Below are 19,535 nucleotides of genomic sequence, written 5' to 3' on the forward strand. Positions count from 1 at the left end.
GTTTATTTATAGTGTAGGAGATCAGTTTATTTTTTTGCCACAAGCATCATCATCATCAATGCATCTGGCTGTAAATCTGGCTTAAGTGAATCGTGATCCAGGTTGATTGACGCTACTAAAAGAGCGTTATAAGGTAGAAATATCTTCACAATGAGACCTTTAAAGCCGGGCGCTACGCTCACGTGAAACGCAGGATGCGGGCGCAGTGCAACAGCATCAGGGGATTTTAACCCCGATGGTCATCGACAACTTATGGAAGGAGTAACACTATGGCTTACAAACATATCCTTATCGCAGTCGATCTCTCCCCCGAAAGCAAATTACTGGTTGAGAAAGCGGTATCCATGGCGCGACCGTACAACGCGAAAATTTCCCTGATTCATGTCGATGTAAACTACTCCGATCTTTATACAGGCCTTATCGACGTTAACCTCGGCGATATGCAAAAACGTATCTCCGACGAAACGCACCAGGCGCTGACAGAGCTTTCCACTAACGCAGGTTACCCGATCACTGAAACCCTGAGCGGCAGCGGCGATTTGGGCCAGGTGCTGGTGGATGCGATCAAGAAATACGATATGGATCTGGTGGTATGCGGCCACCATCAGGATTTCTGGAGCAAACTGATGTCTTCCGCGCGCCAGCTTATCAACACCGTCCACGTTGATATGCTGATTGTCCCGCTGCGGGATGAAGAAGAAGACTGATGTTTCGCTAACGGCTAAACATTAGGTTGAATACCGCCCGGCGCGCGCAATGCGGCCGGGCTTTTTATTGCTCACGGAAAACCCCATGCGGTGAGCGTTGTCATCAACAGGTTTTGGCTTCGCGTTGTCCGGGGATTTTAATCTCACAGAAATGGCACGTTTTTAGTACACCTTTCCGGGGCGCAATTCATGTCGTCTTCTGTGACCGCGGATGATTACTCGCCGGAACCGGGGTAGATATCGAAGCGATGGCTTTTCGTGACGACGGCCGATTGCGTAGCAACCCCCGCCAGCGGCGGTGCATAATCCGGGCGTTTAACCACCACGCGTTTAATGGCGAGTTGACGCGCAGGCTCCAGTAAACCGTCGGCATCCAGATCCGGGCCAACCAGCGACTGAAACACCCGCATCTCCTTTTTCACCAGCGCGCTTTTCTGCTTATGCGGGAACATTGGATCGAGATAAACCACCTGCGGGCGCGGTGTGATATCCGCAAGCCCGGTCAGGCTCGAGGCGTGAATCAGTTGCAACCGCTCGCGCAGCCACGGACCAATTTCCGCATCGGCATAGCCGCGATTAAGACCATCTTCCAGCAACGCGGCGACAACCGGGTTGCGCTCCAGCATCCGCACCCGACAGCCGACCGACGCCAGCACAAACGCATCGCGCCCCAACCCTGCTGTCGCATCCACCACTTCCGGCAGATAACTGCCTTTGATACCAACCGCTTTTGCCACAGCTTCACCGCGCCCGCCGCCAAACTTGCGCCGGTGCGCCATGCCACCGGCGACAAAGTCGACAAAAATCCCGCCGAGCTTGGGTTCATCGCGCTTACGTAGCTCCAGATGCGTCGGTGTGAGCACCAATGCCATCGGGTTGTCATTGTCCTGCTCCAGCCCAAAGCGGGCCGCAAGAACAGATAAGGCGCCGTCTCCGGCGCCTGTTTCATCCAGCAAACAGATTTTCAATGCCTTAGCCTTCGATACCGTAATGCTCAAGCATCGCGTCAATCTGCGGCTCGCGGCCACGGAAGCGTTTGAACAGATCCATCGGATCTTCCGAACCGCCACGAGTCAGGATGTTATCAAGGAACGACTGCCCGGTTTCACGGTTGAAAATCCCCTCTTCTTCGAAGCGGGAGAACGCATCCGCTGCCAGCACATCGGCCCACAGGTAGCTGTAGTAACCTGCCGCGTAACCGCCGGCGAAGATATGGCTAAACGCATGCGGGAAGCGCCCCCACGACGGCCCTGGCACCACTGCGACCTGGCGTTTGATTTCTGCCAGCGTTTCGAGGATTTTCGCCCCTTGTTCCGGGCTGAACTCTGCATGCAGGCGGAAGTCGAACAGGCCGAACTCCAACTGGCGCAGAATAAACATCGCCGCCTGGTAGTTCTTCGCTGCCAGCATTTTATCCAGCAGTTCCTGCGGCAGCGGTTCGCCGGTTTCGTAATGACCGGAGATAAACGCCAGCGCTTCCGGTTCCCAGCACCAGTTTTCCATAAACTGGCTCGGCAGCTCGACTGCATCCCACGGTACACCGCTAATACCCGCCACACCGGCGGTTTCAATACGCGTCAGCATATGATGCAGACCGTGACCAAACTCATGGAACAAGGTGATCACTTCGTCATGGGTAAACAGCGCCGGTTTGCCGTTCACCGGGCGGTTAAAGTTACAGGTGAGATAAGCCACCGGTTTTTGCAGCGAACCATCGGCTCTGCGCATCTGGCCAACGCAGTCGTCCATCCAGGCGCCGCCGCGTTTGTTCTCTCGTGCATAGAGATCGAGGTAAAAGCTGCCGCGCAGCTCGTTGCTCTCGTCATACAGCTCGAAGAAGCGCACATCCGGGTGCCAAACGTCGATATCTTTGCGCTCTTTGGCGGTGATGCCATAAATGCGTTTCACCACTTCGAACAAGCCGTTCACGGCGCGCTCTTCCGGGAAGTACGGGCGAAGTTGCTCATCGCTGATGCTGTAAAGATGCTGTTTCTGTTTTTCGCTGTAGTAGCCAATATCCCATGGTTGCAGCTCATCCACGCCGAACTCGGCTTTGGCGAAAGCGCGTAGCTGCGCCAGCTCTTTTTCACCCTGTGGACGCGCCCGTTTGGCGAGATCGGTTAAAAACTCCAGCACCTGCGACGGATTTTCCGCCATTTTGGTCGCCAGCGATTTAAAGGCATAGCTTTCAAAGCCCAGCAGTTGCGCCAGCTCATGGCGCAGCGCGAGGATCTCCGCCATCACCGGGCTGTTGTCCCATTTCCCGGCATTCGGGCCTTGATCGGAAGCGCGGGTGCTGTAAGCGCGATACATCTCTTCACGCAACGCCTGGTTATCGCAGTAGGTCATTACCGGCAGATAGCTCGGGATATCCAGCGTCAGCAGCCAGCCTTCTTGCTCTTTGGCTTCCGCCTGTGCTTTCGCCGCCGCCAGCGCGCTTTCTGGCATACCGGCCAGCTCCGCTTCGTCAGTGATGAGCTTAGTCCAGCCCATGGTGGCATCCAGCACGTTGTTGCTGTAGATGTTGCCGAGTTCAGAGAGACGCGCAGCGATTTCGCCGTAACGTTGCTGTTTCTCTTTCGGCAAGCCGATACCCGACAATTTGAAATCACGCAGTGCGTTATCTACCGATTTCTTCTCAGCGACGCTCAGCGAAGCGTAATATTCCCCGTCGTGCAAATCACGGTAGGCGTTGTATAACCCTTCGTTCTGCCCAACCCAGGTGCTGTATTCAGAAAGCAGCGGCAGCGTTTGTTCGTAAGCTTCGCGCAGCTCCGGGCTGTTTTTCACTGAGTTCAGGTGGCTGACCGGCGAGAAGAGGCGACCAAGACGGTCATCCACTTCCGCCAGCGGCTGGCAAAGATTCGCCCAGGTATACGGGCCGCCCTGCGCGACAACACTTTCCACCGCATTCCGGCAATCTTCCAGCGCTTTGGTCACAGCGGGAACAACATGTTCAGGAAGGATTTGGGAAAACGGTGGCAGCACGAAAGGCGTCAATAAAGGGTTGGTCATATGCGCAGTCCTTGGAATGAGGTGAATAAAGCGCTTAAGCGCTTAGCAATGTTTTCTAGCATGGGGTTAAGTGTAGGAGATTTCAATCCCGGACGTTGCTGCTTGCACACACGCTGCTCATGCCAGAAGCACACCATTTTATCGGAGAAGTGTCTGAGGATATTTGTCGCGCTTTATCGAAAAAAGAATGGCTGCTTTTTTTTTGCAGCCATCCCGACAGTAGAACTAATGAGCCAATGAAGACGCTCGAGAGCGGAAGACGTTTCTTACTCGGTTGAATATTCCTGAAACCCACCCTCTAAAACGTGACCATCTACCAGGAGACGCCCCAGCAAGAACATGCGGTGTTTCTGGTGCAGTCGCTCTCCTGTTTATCACCGGTGCGGCTACCGTTGCAGGTGCCTGCGCTACAGCTGGCGCCGGGTTCTGTTGTGCTTCCCATCTCATTAACTCATTGACCCACGGCATATGGCTTCGCTGGCTTTTTGTCGGCTCCCACAGTCCGTGTTCGTTAAGATAGTCAATGACGCTCTGCTGCTTGTTCTCTTCCCGCCGTAATCGGCTGGCTGCCTCGCCATATTCCTCTGGAGAGGTTAAATGTACGAGCCGCGTATTCGCGGGTGCTGACGATTTCGTTGATTTGGCAAACGTGAAATGACTTAACCCTTCGTCGCCCACAATGGTACTGAATAGCTCGGCTGCGTTGATATCTCCCGAAGGTTGATAATGTCCGGATTCATTATCTATTCGATAAAACAAATTACCTTGTTGATCCCTTTTGGGCATCAATATCCCCGCATACAAAGGGTTACCCATACCGGGTTTCACGCCAATATGTTGCTGGAAAGTACTCACAAAAAGACGATTAACGCCCGATGGGTCCTGAAAAACAGTGAACGCGGTGGGGGAGTCGGTAGCGCTTTCCCATTGAGAGGTTTCACCCTCCAGAATTTTCCCCCCTCGCGTATAGACTGCCGGCGTCGTTTCTAATCGGCTTGTTTCTGGGTTCCATTTCAACTCCTCAAACCAGGCATTGGTCGGATCTTTTGAAAGCGGGTTAAGCACATCAACAATAAGGATTTCTGCGGGTAAGCTAATTCTGCCGTCTGAATCGATGAGCGATATCGGGTTGTTGTGAACCATCCTGAACAGATTCAAACCATCGACCGCCCCTGAAGGATCTGCGGAAAGCCACCGTCCCGCCCACGGCTGATAATAGCGGTAGCCGTAGTAATAGAGCCCCGTCGCGTCCTGCTCCTTGCCGGAGTAGCGAATCGTTTTGTAATCCGCCTCCAGCTGGCTGTGGGCGGCAAACAGTGCCGTGCCGCCATAGGGGTAATATTCTTCCTGGCTGATAAGTTCGCCGCTGTCGTCCACTTCCAGCGCGCTGCTGCCCGTCAGGTTGTCGTAGCTGTAACGAATCTGGTCATTAGCAATTCCGGCAGGCTGACCGCTTTCCCAGTGCAGCACCCGCACCTGCGCGCGTCCGGCAACGCCGACGGTTATCACCTGTAATTCTTCGGTTGTGCTGTTGCGCAGCTCCAGACCCGGCAGGTAAATCACCCGTTTTGTCTGTGTGTTGTTGCCGGTCAGTTGCGAAGTCACTTTGACGATGCGCTGGCTGCTGGCGTCGTAACGGTAACTTTCATTGTCGTCTGCTGAGTCGTCGCGGGTGACGGGCGTGACTTTCTGCAGTTCCTGGCGCGCCGTCCACAACAGATTCTGACCCGGTAAAAGCTGTTTCTGCTGGCCGCCAGCGGTGAACAGCGCCTCCACATCGGCCGGGTTTTCCGTAAACGTACTGAGCACCGCGCGGTTGCTGCGGTCGGAGACGGTGATGCTGGTGGTGTAGTTATTGCCGGAGGCCGGGGCGCTGTGCTGAATTTTCGTCAGGTTACCGGCGTTGTCGTAGGTATAAGTGCGGGAATAGTTCGTGTAGGTAGCGTTATCGAAGGAGGTGAAATCAGGCCGGTTGCTGCCCTGCTGCACCGCATTGGCCATTTCGCGCCCGGTGGCGCTGACCAGCTGGTAGAGGCTGTCGTAGATATAGGTGTTTTCGGGAACCACTTGCTGATTGCGCCAGAAACGCGTCTCCTCGGCATCGTTAGTAATCACCAGCACGTTGCCCACCGGGTCGTACTCGTAGCGCAAATCCTGCAGCACTTTTGTCGTTGTCGCGCGTTCGGTTTTAATACCCACCAGCCGCTGGGTTTCGGCTTCATATGAATACGTGGTCACCACGCCGTTACCGTGCTCCTCGCGCAGTTTCTGCCCGGCGGCGGAATACGTCAGGGATTTGACTATGACCTGCTCTGAACCGCCGCTGACCGTCAGCCAGCTCCCTTTCAGCAGGCCCGCCACGTCATACGCCACGCGCTGGATATTGCCTTTCGTGTCGGTGGTGGTCAGCACATTTCCGGCGGCGTCTACCGTGCTAAGCGTGGTGTAAGTTTCGCCCGCCAGCAGGTCATTCCACGCTGAGGCATCCGCGCCCTGCCAGTCCGCTTGTGCATCATCCGGCAGCAACTGGCGGGTGACAGAAAGTGGTACGCCGCTCAGCGAAACGCTGTCCGTCGAAAGCAGGCCTGCCGGGTCGTAATGGCTGACCAGCTGACCGGCGAGATTATAGCCATGCGCACCGACGGAATTATCCCCCCAGATAAAGCGTTCGATGATTTTCCCCTGCTCAGTGATGCCGAGTGGCCGCCCCGGCAGAGAATTCTCCTCGTACTGATAAGTACGTGTGATGGCCTGGCTGCGATCATTTTCAGAATTTACATTGAAAATATTCAAAAAAGGCCGTGCACCTGAATCGCTCAGGGCTATAGTCGTGCCCGCATCTGCGCTTTGCGTTCGCAACACGGTGCCGTTTAGATCATGGCTATAGTTAACGTTGGATAAGCCGGTCTCATGCAGGCGTGGGTCACGACTTTGGGCGAAAAAACCGCGCGTGTCATACTGATGAAAAGTGATGCGTTCGTCGGTGACATCCGGTGTATTCGGGTGACGGTGATAAGCAATATTTCGTACCGTCTGTCCTCGATTACCAAGCACCGCGACTGTAGGTGTAGCGGTAAATAGCGTCATACTAGCCTCTCTTTACGTTTCGTTACGCGATATAACCTCACTCAGTATAGTGAATAGGGTTCGTTACATTGGATGCTGCATCAAGCTGCATTAATCCATTCGTAAGGGGCATATACAGTAATCTGCATCAATCTGCGGTAAACTGTGCGAAATCTCGTTTATTTTCCGGAATCTCAGTATCCATGCTCAGTTATCGCCACAGCTTCCACGCAGGCAACCATGCCGACGTCCTTAAACACACCGTTCAGAGCCTGATCATCGAAGCGCTGAAAGAAAAAGAGAAACCGTTTCTCTATCTCGACACCCACGCAGGTGCCGGGCGCTATCAGCTTTCCGGTGAACATGCAGAACGCACTGGCGAATATCTGGAAGGCATTGCCCGTATCTGGCAGCAAGAGGATTTACCGGCTGAGCTGGAGCCGTACATGAACGTGGTGCGCCATTTCAACCGTAGCGGGCAGTTACGTTATTACCCAGGTTCGCCGCTGATTGCCCGCGAACTGCTGCGTGAACAGGACAGCCTGCAACTGACTGAACTGCACCCGAGCGACTATCCGCTGCTGCGCCAGGAGTTCCAGAAAGATAACCGCACTCGCGTCACGCGCAGCGACGGTTATCAGCAGTTAAAAGCCAAGTTGCCGCCGGTTTCCCGCCGGGGTTTGATCCTTATCGACCCGCCATACGAAATTAAAACCGATTACCAGGCGGTGGTCAGTGGTATCCATGAAGGTTACAAACGCTTCGCTACCGGCGTTTACGCACTGTGGTATCCGGTGGTGCTGCGCCAGCAGATCAAACGCATGCTGCGCGATCTGGAAGCCACCGGTATTCGCAATATTCTGCAAATCGAGCTGGGTGTGCGCCCGGACAGCGACCAGCGCGGGATGACTGCGTCCGGCATGATTGTGATTAACCCTCCGTGGAAACTCGAAGCGCAAATGAACAACGTGCTGCCGTGGCTGCACAGCAAACTGGTGCCAGCCGGTACCGGGCATACGCTGATTCACCAGATCGTGCCGGAGTAATCGCAGCCATTGGTGGAACCTTTTCGGCTGCGCGCTACAATCGCGAATATTTTCGACTTCGTTCAGGATTAAGGAAACAACCATGAGCAAACATTACGACTACATCGCTATTGGCGGCGGCAGCGGCGGCATCGCATCGATTAACCGTGCGGCTATGTACGGTCAAAAATGCGCGCTGATCGAAGCAAAAGAACTTGGCGGCACCTGCGTGAACGTCGGTTGTGTGCCGAAAAAAGTGATGTGGCACGCGGCTCAGATTTCTGAAGCGATTCATTTGTACGGCCCGGATTACGGCTTCGACACCACCGTAAACCACTTCGACTGGAGCAAGCTGGTCGCCAGCCGTAGCGCCTATATCGACCGCATTCATACCTCGTACGATAACGTGCTGGGTAAAAACAATGTCGATGTGATCCGGGGTTTCGCGCGCTTTGTCGATGCCAAAACCGTGGAAGTGAACGGCGAAACGATCACTGCCGATCATATCCTGATCGCCACCGGCGGCCGCCCAAGCCACCCGAATATTCCAGGCGTTGAGCACGGCATTGATTCCGACGGTTTCTTCGCACTGCCCGCGCTGCCAAAACGCGTGGCGGTGGTGGGCGCAGGTTACATCGCCGTGGAACTGGCGGGTGTGATTAACGGCCTGGGCGCCGAAACGCACCTGTTTGTGCGTAAACACGCGCCGCTACGCAGCTTTGATCCGTTAATCACCGAAACGCTGGTTGAAGTGATGGCGGCAGATGGCCCGACGCTGCACACTCACGCGGTGCCAAAAGAAGTGGTGAAAAACGCCGACGGCAGCCTGACGTTAACGCTGGAAGATGGCCGTTCGCAAACCGTGGACAGCCTGATTTGGGCGATTGGTCGCGAACCGGCAACCGATAATTTCAATCTTGCGGTCACCGGTGTGAAAACCGACGACAAAGGTTATATTGAAGTCGATAAGTTCCAGAACACTAGCGTGCCGGGTATTTATGCGGTGGGCGATAACACCGGTGCGGTAGAGCTGACGCCAGTCGCCGTGGCCGCCGGTCGCCGTCTCTCCGAACGCCTGTTTAACAACAAGCCGGATGAGCATCTGGACTACAGCAACATTCCGACCGTGGTATTCAGCCATCCGCCGATTGGCACCGTTGGCCTCACCGAACCGCAGGCGCGTGAGCAGTACGGCGATGACCAGGTGAAAATCTACAAATCATCCTTCACCGCGATGTATACCGCCGTGACCACCCACCGCCAGCCGTGTCGTATGAAGCTAGTATGCGTTGGCCCGGAGGAGAAAATTGTCGGTATTCACGGTATCGGCTCCGGCATGGACGAAATGCTGCAAGGCTTTGCGGTGGCGCTGAAAATGGGCGCGACCAAAAAAGACTTCGATAACACGGTAGCCATCCACCCGACCGCAGCGGAAGAGTTCGTCACCATGCGTTAAGCAGCGCGCTACACGTATTTCCTGTGCGTTAAACACGAAGAGAAGCCCCTGCGGGCTTCTTTTTTTTACCGTCTTACCGGCGCGATGTTCTGACAAAATCGCAACATTATTCGGCAGCAAAAAGGAGCTATTAATGGGCTGGGAAATGCATATCACCCGCGCGGAAAGTTGGTCAGAAAGCGAAACGCAACCGATCGGCAGCGAAGAGTGGGTTCAACGGGTGAATCAGGATGAAGAGCTCGCTTTTGATCGGCGCAACGGTGAATTTTACGCGCTATGGAAAGGGCAAGAAACCTGCTGGCTGGAGTGGCGTGATGGCGAAATCTACAGCAAATCGCCTGCAGAACCGCTCTACTGCAAAATGCTGGAAATCGCCGCAACCCTGAAGGCGCAAGTGCGGGACGATGATGACCGCCTCTATCTGCTGCCGGGCGATTTATTAAACCCGTCGTGGGCAACACCAGAGGCGAAACCGTCGTTGATGCAAAAAATTACCGGCTTTTTTAAGAAATGAACATCACGCGCGGAAGTTAGCCGCTTTTTAATCCCAGCAAATGGCTGGCGACGCCCCAGCGCATCACCCGGCAGGCGTCGTGGTTAATCTCCAGCAGCGAATAGCTGGCATTGGGATGATGGTAACGCGCCACGTTTTCTAGCGAATTTTCCAGCAATTGCGCTATCGCCCCCTGCATAATTTGCCCGTGCGAAACCAGTGCTACCGTGGCAAGTGGACAGATATCAGGCAAGCGATGTAAAAAGTCGAGCAACCGCTGTGCGGCGTGCGCCAGTGATTCCCCCTGCGGCGGTTGAAAAGCCTCATCATCCGCGAAACGGGGAAACTCCCGGCGGATATCGCGCAGAGACCGGCCATCAAACGCCCCGAAATGCTGCTCCTGTAAGGCCTCTTCAAACTGGATATCGCATTGATATTGTTCCGCAATCAGCAAAGCCATCTGCTGCGCCCTGCCGAGCGGCGATGAGAAAATAACTTCAGGGCGAATTCCCTCCGCCAGCAGCCCACGAATCAAAGCATGGCTCTCCTCATGCCCGCGCGGCGTTAGTGGGCTATCGAGCCGCCCCTGGATTATGCCCGCCCGGTTCCACTCAGTTTGCGGATGGCGTATTAAAATCACTTTCATCTAAATCCTCGCCGCCTTCAGTTCGTTAACCAGCCACTGCACCGCAGGTTGGTAGTCGAATAATCGATGAGTAAGCAGCAGCAAATCATACGATGGCGCGCCTTCCGGCAGTTGCATAATGCGCAGCGGCAACATCGTCGCCAACTCCCTGGCGATGCGAAACGGCACGCACATCAAGTAGCCGGTCGCCACCGCCACGCGCCCGCCAACGGCGTAACTTTGTACCACCGTCGCCAGAGGGCGATAAAGGTGCTGTTCGAGTAGCCAGCCGTCAATGTGATCCGCGCCAGAACTGACCGCCGGTAAATGGATTTGCGCCTCACTTACCAGGTGCTTAAGCGTGAGCTGTTCTGGCAAGTCGGTGCGCTCCACAGAGGCGATAGCGACAAAGTGGTCAGATATAAGTTTGTGTTTATTAAAATAATGCGGGATATGCTGCACGTTATCGACGCCAATAAACGCATCCAGTTGCCCCTGCTCTACTCGCTCAACCTTGATGGTTTCCGAAAGAATATCCACCGAGAGCCGGACATTCGGCGCAATGGTTTTAAACCGCGCAGTGAGTACCGGCATAAACATGAACTCGAAGTAGTCCACCGCGCCGATGTAAAAAGTGTGTGCGTCGCGCAGCGGGTCGAAGTGGCTGGGCCCGCGTGTAGCGGTATCCAACTTGCTGAGCGCACTTTCGATCACCGGGATCATCATGGCGGCGTAGGGCGTGGGTTCCATACCGTTGCGCGTGCGGATAAACATCTCATCGTTGAGCTGCTCGCGCAGGCGATTCAGGGCATGGCTAAAGGCAGATTGCGACAGATTGGCTTTGAGCGCCGCACGAGTCACGCTCTTCTCTTTCGCCAGTATTGGCACCAGCCGCAGCAAATTCAGATCGATCACTACTATGCATCCCGTTCATGTTTTCATGATAACAATACATTTTATGCATAACGTATTTCGTTGCTATAGTTTGCAGCAAAATAAGTGCTGACAATTTGCACTGCCTGAATCAAGAACAACGGGAGAGTTTTTTATGAGAAATGTAACCGTCGCCGCAACGCAAATGGCGTGTAGCTGGGATCTGGATAAGAACATTCAAAACGCTGAACGTCTGGTACGTGAAGCGCACAGCAAAGGCGCACAGGTGATCCTGATTCAGGAGCTGTTCGCCGCCCCTTACTTCTGCATCGATCAAAGCCCGGAACACTACGCGTTGGCGCAGGAAGTGGCGAATAGCCCATTGATCAAACACTTCTCTGCGTTGGCTAAAGAGCTGGAAGTGGTGCTGCCGCTGAGCTTGTTTGAAAAGTGCAATAACGCCTATTACAACTCGCTGGTGATGATCGATGCCGACGGCAGCGTGCTGGACACGTACCGTAAAACCCATATTCCGAACGGCCCGGCTTACCAGGAGAAACAGTTCTTTATCCCTGGCGACACCGGTTTCAAAGTATGGAACACCCGCTATGCAAAAATCGGTGTCGGCATCTGTTGGGATCAGTGGTTCCCGGAAACCGCACGCTGCCTGGCATTACAAGGCGCAGAAGTGATCTTCTACCCAACCGCGATTGGCTCTGAACCGGCTTACCCGGATATCGACAGCCAGCCGCACTGGACACGCGTGCAGCAGGGCCACGCCGCCGCGAACGTCATTCCGGTGATTGCATCTAACCGTATTGGCACCGAAGCCAGCAAATACATCGAAGGCCTGGAAATGACCTTCTACGGCTCCTCCTTCATCGCCGATCAGACCGGTGAGCTGGTCGCGCAGGCAAACAAAACCGACGAAGCGGTGCTGGTGCACACCTTCGATTTGGACGCCATTGCCGAACAGCGTGCCGCGTGGGGGCTGTTCCGCGATCGCCGTCCGAATATGTACAGCGCGATTGCCACCTCCGATGGCAGCGTAAGGAGCTAAGCAATGGTACAGCTGACCACGCCCGTGAAAGATGGTTTTGCCATGCCGGCGGAATGGGCGCCGCATCAGGCGGTTTGGATGATTTGGCCCTACCGCACCGATAACTGGCGTGCCGACGCTGCGCCGGCGCAGCAGGCGTTTTCCGCTGTCGCCAAAGCGATTTCGCGCAACACGCCGGTGATTATGGGCGTGCCTGCCACCGAAATGGCCAAAGCGCGCGCCACCATGCCAGCGGAAGTGACGCTGGTAGAAATGGAAAGCGACGATGCCTGGATGCGCGACACGGGCCCGACCGTGGTGGTCAATAACGCCGGTGAAAAGCGTGGGATTAGCTGGACGTTTAACGCCTGGGGCGGGCTGAATGGCGGTTTGTATGCAAGCTGGGATCGCGATCAATTGGTCGCCGGGCAGGTCGCGAATTACCACCATCTGCCTTGCTATAACACTGATCTGGTGCTGGAAGGCGGCTCCATTCACGTTGATGGCGAAGGCACGTTGCTGACCACCGCGGAGTGTTTGCTGAACCCGAACCGCAACCCGCACCTGAGCAAAGCGCAGATCGAACAGCAACTGCGCGATTACCTGGGTGTGTCGCAGATAATCTGGTTGCCGGAAGGCGTGTTCAATGACGAAACCGACGGTCATATCGATAACATGTGCTGTTTCGTTCGTCCTGGCGAAGTGGCGTTGCACTGGACGAATGACCAGAACGACCCGCAGTACGCGCGCTCCATTGCCGCACTTGAGGTGCTGGAAAACACCAAAGATGCGCAAGGGCGCACGCTGAAAGTGTGGAAAGTGCCGTCTCCGCTGCCGCTGTTCGCCAGCGCTGAAGAAACCCGCGATGTCGAAAAAGGCACGGCGATTGAACGCCATGAAGGCAACCGCCTGGCCGGTTCCTACGTTAACTATCTGGTCAGTAATCAGCAGATTATTTACCCGCTGCTGGATCCGGCGACCGACGGCGCGGCACAGGCGTTGTTCGAAGAGATGTTTCCGGATTTCGTCATCACTGGCGTTCCGGCGCGTGAGATTTTGCTCGGCGGTGGCAATATCCACTGTATTACGCAGCAAATCCCGCGTTAATCAGCACCCGGCGGTGTTTGCCGCCGGGTTTTACAACGCGCGTGACATGCGAATGTACTGCACTTCTTTTTTATAAAACGGTTCGCCTTGCGCCATGAAACCAAAGCGCGCGTAAAATACCGCCGCCGAAATTCTGGCATCCAGTTGCACAAACTCCACGCCCGCCTGTACTAACTTTTCCAGCACATTCTGCAACAGAAAACCGCCATAACCTTGCTGCTGATACGTTTGCAAGGTGGCGAATTTACGGATTTGGCACCGCCTTTCATCATGCATAAAAACCGACAAGCAACTGACAATTCCCCCGTTTTCAAGCACGCCAAAATGGCGGGCTTCGTCATCGCCTTCTACGCGCGAAGCATCGCGGGCAAGATGCGGCCACAGTACCGTATGGCGGATATTGAGACATTGCTCTAACGTAATAGAGACGAGTTGCAAAGGATTTTCCTCAGTCATTTCGGGGAGAGTTACCCGCGACAACCCATAATGAGGTTCGACAGGCGATTATTCACAAATCGTTGCAAAACGAATGCTCCTAAATTGGCCGCTGCGTTGATTTTGCTTCTGTACGTTTTATACACTATTAATCAGTAAGTTGTGGGGTTTTGCGTTAATTTTATACCGCGCTAAAACGTGATCGACCGCACACTTCGTCCTTCACGGATCGAAGCGAATGTCTACGCTTAATAGATAGCCGGGCAACACCCGTAATTTTTTACGACGACATCCGGAGGCCAGAGTCCTTATGTTCAACCAGAAACTACAAAGCGCAGAATCCGTCGAGTTCGTGAATGAGGAAGAGATCGTCTACGAAACCGATCCGTGCGAGTTAAAACTGGATGAAATGATCGAGGCGGAGCCGGAGCCAGAAATGATCGAAGGGTTACCCGCGTCCGACGCGCTAACCCCGGCCGATCGTTACCTTGAACTGTTTGAACACGTGCAGTCGTCGCGCATTTTTGCCGACAGCAAAACCTTTCCCGACTGCGCGCCAAAAATGGATCCGCTCGATATTCTGATTCGCTATCGCAAAATCAAACGTAAACCGGAGTTCGATCTGCGCCAATTCGTGAAAGCGCATTTCTGGATGCCGGAGGACTATTCCAAAGCGTACGTCTCCAACCCGGAGAACTCGTTAAAAGAGCATATCGACCAGTTGTGGCCGATACTCACCCGCGAGCCGCAGGATCACATTCCATGGTCTTCCCTGCTGGCGCTGCCGCAGGCTTACATTGTGCCCGGCGGGCGATTCCGCGAGACCTACTACTGGGACTCCTATTTCACCATGCTGGGCCTGGCGGAGAGCGGTCGCGACGACTTGCTGCGCTGTATGGCGGATAACTTCGCGTGGATGATTGAGCGTTACGGCCATATTCCGAACGGAAACCGCACTTATTATCTGAGCCGCTCGCAGCCACCGGTTTTTGCGCTGATGGTCGAGTTGTTTGAAGAGGATGGCGTTCGCGGTGCGCGGCGCTACCTTGATCACCTGTTAATGGAATACGCATTCTGGATGGATGGCGCGGAATCGCTGGCGCTGAACCAGGCGTATCGCCACGCGGTGCGTATGCCAGACGGTTCGCTGCTCAACCGCTACTGGGACGATCGCGACACGCCGCGCGACGAGTCCTGGCTTGAGGACGTTGAAACCGCGCGTCATTCCGGGCGACCAGCAAGTGAAGTCTATCGCGATTTGCGCGCAGGCGCGGCTTCCGGTTGGGACTATTCATCACGCTGGTTGCGCGATGCGCAACGGCTGGCGAGCATTCGCACCACGCAGTTTATCCCGATTGATTTGAACGCGTTTCTGTTCAAACTGGAAAGCGCTATCGCCAATATTTCCGGACTGAAAGGCGACAGAGAACGGGAAGCGCTGTTCCGCCAAAAAGCGAGCGATCGCCGCGCGGCGGTGAACCGTTATCTGTGGGACGACGAAAATGGCTGCTACCGCGACTATGACTGGCGTCGTGAAGAGATGGCGCTATTCTCCGCGGCCAGTATTGTGCCGCTGTATGTCGGTATGGCGACCCATGAGCAGGCAGACCGGCTGGCAGAGGCGGTGAAAGCGCGCCTGCTTACCCCAGGCGGTATTCTAGCAACAGAATACGAAACCAGCGAACAGTGGGATAAGCCCAACGGCTGGGCACCGCTGCAGTGGATGGCGATTCAGGGCTTCAAAATGTACGGTAACGACTCGCTGGGCAACGAAATCGCCCATAGCTGGTTGCAAACAGTGAATCACTATTATCAACAGCACCACAAACTGATTGAGAAATATCACATTGCCAGCAGTACGCCGCGCGAAGGTGGCGGGGGTGAGTATCCATTACAGGATGGTTTTGGCTGGACGAACGGTGTGGTGCGCCGCCTTATCGGTTTGTACGGCGAACCGTAAGCTGGCATTTTGGCCCTGTAGATTAGCGCATTGGCACATCCCGGTCACTTACGCTTGTAAGCGCCAGGATGTGCCAATTTACTGTTCGCAACGGGAACGCATGTACCTGAAAAATTAATCGATCACATCATAAATAGAGGTCTGAATATCCGACCATTTTCGGTTTTCATCCGAAGGATCGGCTTCATAACGCAACTGCGCCTGTTCCATCTCATAACGCTGGCGTTCCACAACCGGTGGACGGGTACAAAAAGCGCGTAAATAATCCCGGTTAATAGAGGTCAGCTTCTTGTTATTGGTCGCCATTTCATGCGTCAGCGTAGTAATAAAGCGGCGGCAGGGGCGATTTTCATCCATTTGCAGACGGTAACGCAGCAGCAGATCCAGCACGTCGTTGTAATCTGCCACCATGGCATTTTCTGTCCATGACAGCTTCCAGTTCATCCCGGTACGTAAAAACAGCGACACTACGCGCGTGTCATTGCGATCGATAGCCGAACGGAAGTTGTTTTCATCACGAGACAGCCCCATGCGACTAAGCTCCTCTTTCGGCGAGGTTCGGTCGCGATCCTCGGCAATCGGCACGGTAATGTGCGCTTCACGTGTCACCGGCACAGAAATGTCGCTGGAAAATATCCAGAATGCGCCAATCGCCATGAGCAACACCATCACGCCGACAGCGCTCCATAGCACCCCAGAGAGCATCTGGTCGCGCTCTTCGCGGCTACGCACTGACCGTTTTGCAGGCTTATCAATACTGTCACGCATCGGCATCGCATCACCTCCGGCAGCGCGATCTTTTTTCCGCGTCTGCTCCCAGAATGCGTCTAAATCTCCGCTGGCCTCACTCAGCAACTCCGCAGGATTCGTTTTGGTTCGCCCCTCATCAAACGCACGCTGAACCGGGCTGCTAATTTGCGGGTAATAGCTGTTCAGTAAAATCAGTTGGTTGGACGTTAGCGACTGCCCCGACACGACATTCGATCGCATCTGCCGTATATCATCAAGGAAGGCATGCAGCGTTTTGCGCGTATCCAGCAACAGGTTCAGTTCCGAGGCGTCATTGAACAACCGGGAATAGTGCTGACTAAACTCTTTCTTATCGACCAGTAATAGTGCCAACTCGCTAAACCGCATGCCGCTCAGCACATCGTTGTGATCGCCAAGCCGCAGCCAGCGCCGCACACGATCGGCACCAAATTGTGTTTTCAGGTGATTACGCAGCTTCTCGCTATCCGGCCACACCTGCATCACCAGCGATTTAATCATCGCTTCCATGGCGCGTAATTGCTGTAACCCTTGTCGCTGCTGCGCCTCATCCGATGGCAAGGCGGTGTTGTAGCTCAGCAACTTCTGCTTATTACGCAGGTTTTCCAGCGCGCTGATAAATCGCAGTGCCGCAATAAGCTGATTTTCTGTCACATTTTGCCCGTTCTCATACCGCGGAACGAGCTGCTGTAAATGACGAAGTTGTAAAGTGAACTGTGTTAATTCCGCATCGTTGAGTTTAAGTCGTTTAGCCACCGCGCCCCAGCCACCCAAACTCAGGCGCGCAACATCCAGTTGTTCCAAAAACCAGCGCGGGTCTTTACCTTCATCGAAATGCACATTCAGTAGCAGTAAGATTTCAACAGACGCCTCGCGAATAATGGCAATGCATTTTTCAAACTGTTCACCCGTATTTAATGGGGCAGAAAGAGTCATTATTTTCCTTTAAGTACAACTGAAGAAACAATTAACTGGCCAACCTGAGCGCTTAATTTTTTCTTTATTTATGAATAGGTAAAAGATAGCTCAGTTGACGATTATTATCAGTGACAGTGCTTTCAAGCCGAAAAAAAACAGCAGGAGATATTCACTGTGTTAATACTTTTTACCCCAAGATTGACCTGCTCGCCAATAACAAAAGAAGCATGGCCATTCTTTCTCGCGCTGCAACAAAACCCCGATGTGATGCGTTATGTTGCCGATGGCCGCAGTGAGCAAGAGATCCGCGAAGCATTCGATGCCCGGCTTACTCCCTGGTCCCCCGGCAGCCGGCACTGGCTCTGCCTGCTGGTACGCGACATCGCGACAAACGAACCGCTTGGCGTAACCGGTTATATTCACCGGGAGGATGATTGCGCCGAGGTCGGCTTCCTGTTCGCCGCAGCAGCTCAGGGCAAAGGCTATGGCCAGGAATCGTTAAAAGCGCTGTGCGACTTCGCCTTTAACGAAGGGGGGATTCGCAAACTTACCGCCACCGTGACGGCAGGTAATCACGCCTCCCGGCACTTACTGGAAAAAACAGGTTTTATTCTCGAAGGCGAACTGCGTGAGGCGTACTGGCTAGCAGGAAGCTGGCATAACGACTGGCTGTTTGGCTTACTGCGCCACGAATATGACGAAAAACGATAATTCGTCAGCATGCTTCGCTATGCTCTGCCAGGCTTAAGAACGTGTTCTGGCAATATTCAGGAGAGGTTATGAAGAAAATTGTGCTCGCCGCCAGTCTGGTGGCGCTGTTCTCCATGACGGCATTTGCAGAAGATGCGCCGGGTCTGAAAGCGGACAAAGCGCCGCCGCCGCCGCATAAAATGGATGACGGCTATCGCGGTATGGAAGATGCGCGCACCATGACCGTCAAACAGGCGAAAGCCCTGCATGATGGCGCGTCCGTCTCGCTGCGCGGTAACCTGGTTGAGAGGGAGAGCGGCGATATCTACCTGTTCCGCGACAAAACTGACCAGCTTCAGGTATATATCCCAATGGCGATGTTTGATGGTAAATCCGTGTCTCCGGATGAACTGGTCGGCATCAGCGGCTCGCTGGATAAAAAACAACAACCGGCGCGTGTCCGGGTAACACATTTTCAGAAGCAGTAAAACTGCACGCCCGGTAGCGAAAATCTGCCGGGCGTGACCGGTTTTACAGAAACATCCCGCCCGATACTTCCACGCGTTGCGCATTCATCCACGCCAGATCGTCGCTCAGCAGCGCGGCAATTGCATCGCCGATATCATCCGGTAACCCTACGCGACCCAACGCAGTTTGCGCTGCAATATGTTGATTAACCTGCTCATTATCACGCACTACGCCGCCGCCAAAATCCGTTTCTATCGCCCCCGGCGCAATGATATTCACCGAAATGCCCCGTGCACCAAGCTCTTTCGCCTGGTAACGCGTCAGCACTTCCATCGCCCCCTTCATCGACGCATACGCGGCATAGCCCGGCTGGCAAAAACGCGCCAGCCCGCTAGAAACGTTAAGAATGCGCCCGCCATTTTTCAGCAGCGGCAACAGGCTTTGCGTCAGGAAGAACGGCCCTTTGAAATGGATGTTCACCAGTTGATCAAATTGCTCGACGCGGGTTTCAGCGAAAGAAGCATTGATGCCGATACCCGCATTGTTCAATAAATAATCAAACGTCTCACGCTGCCAGACAGATTTCAGTTGTTCATGGACTTCACGAGTGAAAGCATCAAAATGCGTGATATCGCCGACGTTAAGCTGCAATGCCACCGCTTTCACGCCTTTTTTCTCAATTTCGCGCACCACGTTCTGCGCTTCCTCGGCGTTACTGTTATAGGTCAGGATAATCCCCGTTCCTTTCGCCGCCAGCTTCAGCGCCGCGTTTTTACCCAAACCACGGCTGCCACCCGTCACTAAAGCAATATGTTGTGTCATAAGAAACCTCGTTTTCGCTGATGTGAGAATGTGAAAAAAGCTTATTAGCTGACGAATAAACAATAAAG

17 protein-coding genes are annotated in these 19,535 nt (G+C 54.3%); 9 read left to right on the forward strand and 8 right to left on the reverse strand.

Annotated elements, in window-relative coordinates; all coding sequences use genetic code 11:
- The first annotated feature begins 269 nt into the window (after nt 1-269).
- Complete coding sequence (gene uspA / locus ACFX4O_RS12360) at nt 270-707, forward strand: universal stress protein UspA (RefSeq protein WP_007369617.1); 438 nt, start codon at nt 270-272, stop codon at nt 705-707.
- 215 nt (nt 708-922) lie between these two features.
- Here the strand turns inward: uspA and rsmJ are convergent, their stop codons facing one another.
- From rsmJ to ACFX4O_RS12375, 3 genes are all read right to left on the reverse strand, one after another.
- Nucleotides 923-1,675, reverse strand: coding sequence for a 16S rRNA (guanine(1516)-N(2))-methyltransferase RsmJ (rsmJ, locus tag ACFX4O_RS12365; protein ID WP_380209657.1), 753 nt, complete (start codon nt 1,673-1,675; stop codon nt 923-925).
- Between the two features lie 4 nt (nt 1,676-1,679).
- A complete protein-coding gene (gene prlC / locus ACFX4O_RS12370) occupies nt 1,680-3,722 on the reverse strand; it encodes an oligopeptidase A (RefSeq protein WP_380209655.1) in 2,043 nt (680 codons plus the stop codon).
- 225 nt (nt 3,723-3,947) lie between these two features.
- A complete protein-coding gene (locus ACFX4O_RS12375; protein WP_380209653.1) occupies nt 3,948-6,809 on the reverse strand; it encodes an RHS repeat protein in 2,862 nt (953 codons plus the stop codon).
- Nucleotides 6,810-6,991: 182 nt separating this feature from the next.
- Between ACFX4O_RS12375 and ACFX4O_RS12380 the strand changes: the two genes are divergently transcribed.
- From ACFX4O_RS12380 to ACFX4O_RS12390, 3 genes are all read left to right on the forward strand, one after another.
- Nucleotides 6,992-7,834, forward strand: a complete 843-nt coding sequence (locus ACFX4O_RS12380) for a 23S rRNA (adenine(2030)-N(6))-methyltransferase RlmJ (RefSeq protein ID WP_380209651.1) — start codon at nt 6,992-6,994, stop codon at nt 7,832-7,834.
- Between the two features lie 82 nt (nt 7,835-7,916).
- Nucleotides 7,917-9,269, forward strand: a complete 1,353-nt coding sequence (gorA, locus tag ACFX4O_RS12385; RefSeq protein WP_131411285.1) for a glutathione-disulfide reductase — start codon at nt 7,917-7,919, stop codon at nt 9,267-9,269.
- Between the two features lie 133 nt (nt 9,270-9,402).
- Nucleotides 9,403-9,783: a hypothetical protein gene (locus tag ACFX4O_RS12390; RefSeq protein ID WP_131411287.1), complete on the forward strand. Its 381-nt coding sequence runs from the start codon at nt 9,403-9,405 to the stop codon at nt 9,781-9,783.
- 16 nt (nt 9,784-9,799) lie between these two features.
- Here the strand turns inward: ACFX4O_RS12390 and ACFX4O_RS12395 are convergent, their stop codons facing one another.
- Nucleotides 9,800-10,408 carry a histidine phosphatase family protein gene (locus ACFX4O_RS12395; RefSeq protein ID WP_380209649.1) on the reverse strand — a complete coding sequence of 203 codons (609 nt, stop codon included), beginning with the start codon at nt 10,406-10,408 and terminating at the stop codon, nt 9,800-9,802.
- Nucleotides 10,409-11,302 carry a LysR family transcriptional regulator gene (locus ACFX4O_RS12400; protein ID WP_131411292.1) on the reverse strand — a complete coding sequence of 298 codons (894 nt, stop codon included), beginning with the start codon at nt 11,300-11,302 and terminating at the stop codon, nt 10,409-10,411.
- Nucleotides 11,303-11,435: 133 nt separating this feature from the next.
- On the opposite strand from ACFX4O_RS12400, the gene aguB reads away from it, so the two are divergent.
- On the forward strand, nt 11,436-12,320 hold the full coding sequence (gene aguB, locus ACFX4O_RS12405; RefSeq protein WP_380209647.1) for an N-carbamoylputrescine amidase: 885 nt from the start codon (nt 11,436-11,438) through the stop codon (nt 12,318-12,320).
- 3 nt (nt 12,321-12,323) lie between these two features.
- Nucleotides 12,324-13,406: an agmatine deiminase gene (gene aguA / locus ACFX4O_RS12410; protein WP_380209645.1), complete on the forward strand. Its 1,083-nt coding sequence runs from the start codon at nt 12,324-12,326 to the stop codon at nt 13,404-13,406.
- 30 nt (nt 13,407-13,436) lie between these two features.
- Here aguA and ACFX4O_RS12415 read toward each other — a convergent pair whose 3' ends face one another.
- The gene (locus ACFX4O_RS12415; RefSeq protein ID WP_380209643.1) at nt 13,437-13,844 is read right to left on the reverse strand and encodes a GNAT family N-acetyltransferase; all 408 of its coding nucleotides are present in this window, start codon (nt 13,842-13,844) and stop codon (nt 13,437-13,439) included.
- A 307-nt stretch (nt 13,845-14,151) separates the two neighbouring features.
- Between ACFX4O_RS12415 and ACFX4O_RS12420 the strand changes: the two genes are divergently transcribed.
- On the forward strand, nt 14,152-15,801 hold the full coding sequence (locus ACFX4O_RS12420; RefSeq protein WP_380209641.1) for an alpha,alpha-trehalase: 1,650 nt from the start codon (nt 14,152-14,154) through the stop codon (nt 15,799-15,801).
- 114 nt (nt 15,802-15,915) lie between these two features.
- Here the strand turns inward: ACFX4O_RS12420 and ACFX4O_RS12425 are convergent, their stop codons facing one another.
- Complete coding sequence (locus ACFX4O_RS12425; protein ID WP_131411302.1) at nt 15,916-17,505, reverse strand: STY4199 family HEPN domain-containing protein; 1,590 nt, start codon at nt 17,503-17,505, stop codon at nt 15,916-15,918.
- Between the two features lie 156 nt (nt 17,506-17,661).
- Here ACFX4O_RS12425 and ACFX4O_RS12430 point away from each other — a divergent pair, with 156 nt between their 5' ends.
- A complete protein-coding gene (locus ACFX4O_RS12430) occupies nt 17,662-18,198 on the forward strand; it encodes a GNAT family N-acetyltransferase (protein WP_380209636.1) in 537 nt (178 codons plus the stop codon).
- A 68-nt stretch (nt 18,199-18,266) separates the two neighbouring features.
- Nucleotides 18,267-18,665, forward strand: a complete 399-nt coding sequence (locus tag ACFX4O_RS12435; protein ID WP_131411306.1) for a YdeI family stress tolerance OB fold protein — start codon at nt 18,267-18,269, stop codon at nt 18,663-18,665.
- Nucleotides 18,666-18,708: 43 nt separating this feature from the next.
- Here ACFX4O_RS12435 and ACFX4O_RS12440 read toward each other — a convergent pair whose 3' ends face one another.
- Nucleotides 18,709-19,467, reverse strand: coding sequence for an SDR family NAD(P)-dependent oxidoreductase (locus tag ACFX4O_RS12440; protein ID WP_380209633.1), 759 nt, complete (start codon nt 19,465-19,467; stop codon nt 18,709-18,711).
- Nucleotides 19,468-19,535: the final 68 nt, after the last annotated feature.

Origin of the sequence: Kosakonia sp. YIM B13571 (assembly GCF_042788095.1) — a bacterium.
GTDB lineage: Bacteria > Pseudomonadota > Gammaproteobacteria > Enterobacterales > Enterobacteriaceae > Kosakonia > Kosakonia quasisacchari.

Coding starts and splice junctions, on each gene's coding strand:
- uspA (WP_007369617.1), top strand. CDS start 270: ATGGCTTACAAACATATCCTTATCGCAGTCGATCTCTCCCCCGAAAGC.
- prlC (WP_380209655.1), bottom strand. CDS start 3,722: ATGACCAACCCTTTATTGACGCCTTTCGTGCTGCCACCGTTTTCCCAA.
- ACFX4O_RS12375 (WP_380209653.1), bottom strand. CDS start 6,809: ATGACGCTATTTACCGCTACACCTACAGTCGCGGTGCTTGGTAATCGA.
- ACFX4O_RS12380 (WP_380209651.1), top strand. CDS start 6,992: ATGCTCAGTTATCGCCACAGCTTCCACGCAGGCAACCATGCCGACGTC.
- gorA (WP_131411285.1), top strand. CDS start 7,917: ATGAGCAAACATTACGACTACATCGCTATTGGCGGCGGCAGCGGCGGC.
- ACFX4O_RS12390 (WP_131411287.1), top strand. CDS start 9,403: ATGGGCTGGGAAATGCATATCACCCGCGCGGAAAGTTGGTCAGAAAGC.
- ACFX4O_RS12395 (WP_380209649.1), bottom strand. CDS start 10,408: ATGAAAGTGATTTTAATACGCCATCCGCAAACTGAGTGGAACCGGGCG.
- aguB (WP_380209647.1), top strand. CDS start 11,436: ATGAGAAATGTAACCGTCGCCGCAACGCAAATGGCGTGTAGCTGGGAT.
- aguA (WP_380209645.1), top strand. CDS start 12,324: ATGGTACAGCTGACCACGCCCGTGAAAGATGGTTTTGCCATGCCGGCG.
- ACFX4O_RS12420 (WP_380209641.1), top strand. CDS start 14,152: ATGTTCAACCAGAAACTACAAAGCGCAGAATCCGTCGAGTTCGTGAAT.
- ACFX4O_RS12425 (WP_131411302.1), bottom strand. CDS start 17,505: ATGACTCTTTCTGCCCCATTAAATACGGGTGAACAGTTTGAAAAATGC.
- ACFX4O_RS12435 (WP_131411306.1), top strand. CDS start 18,267: ATGAAGAAAATTGTGCTCGCCGCCAGTCTGGTGGCGCTGTTCTCCATG.
- ACFX4O_RS12440 (WP_380209633.1), bottom strand. CDS start 19,467: ATGACACAACATATTGCTTTAGTGACGGGTGGCAGCCGTGGTTTGGGT.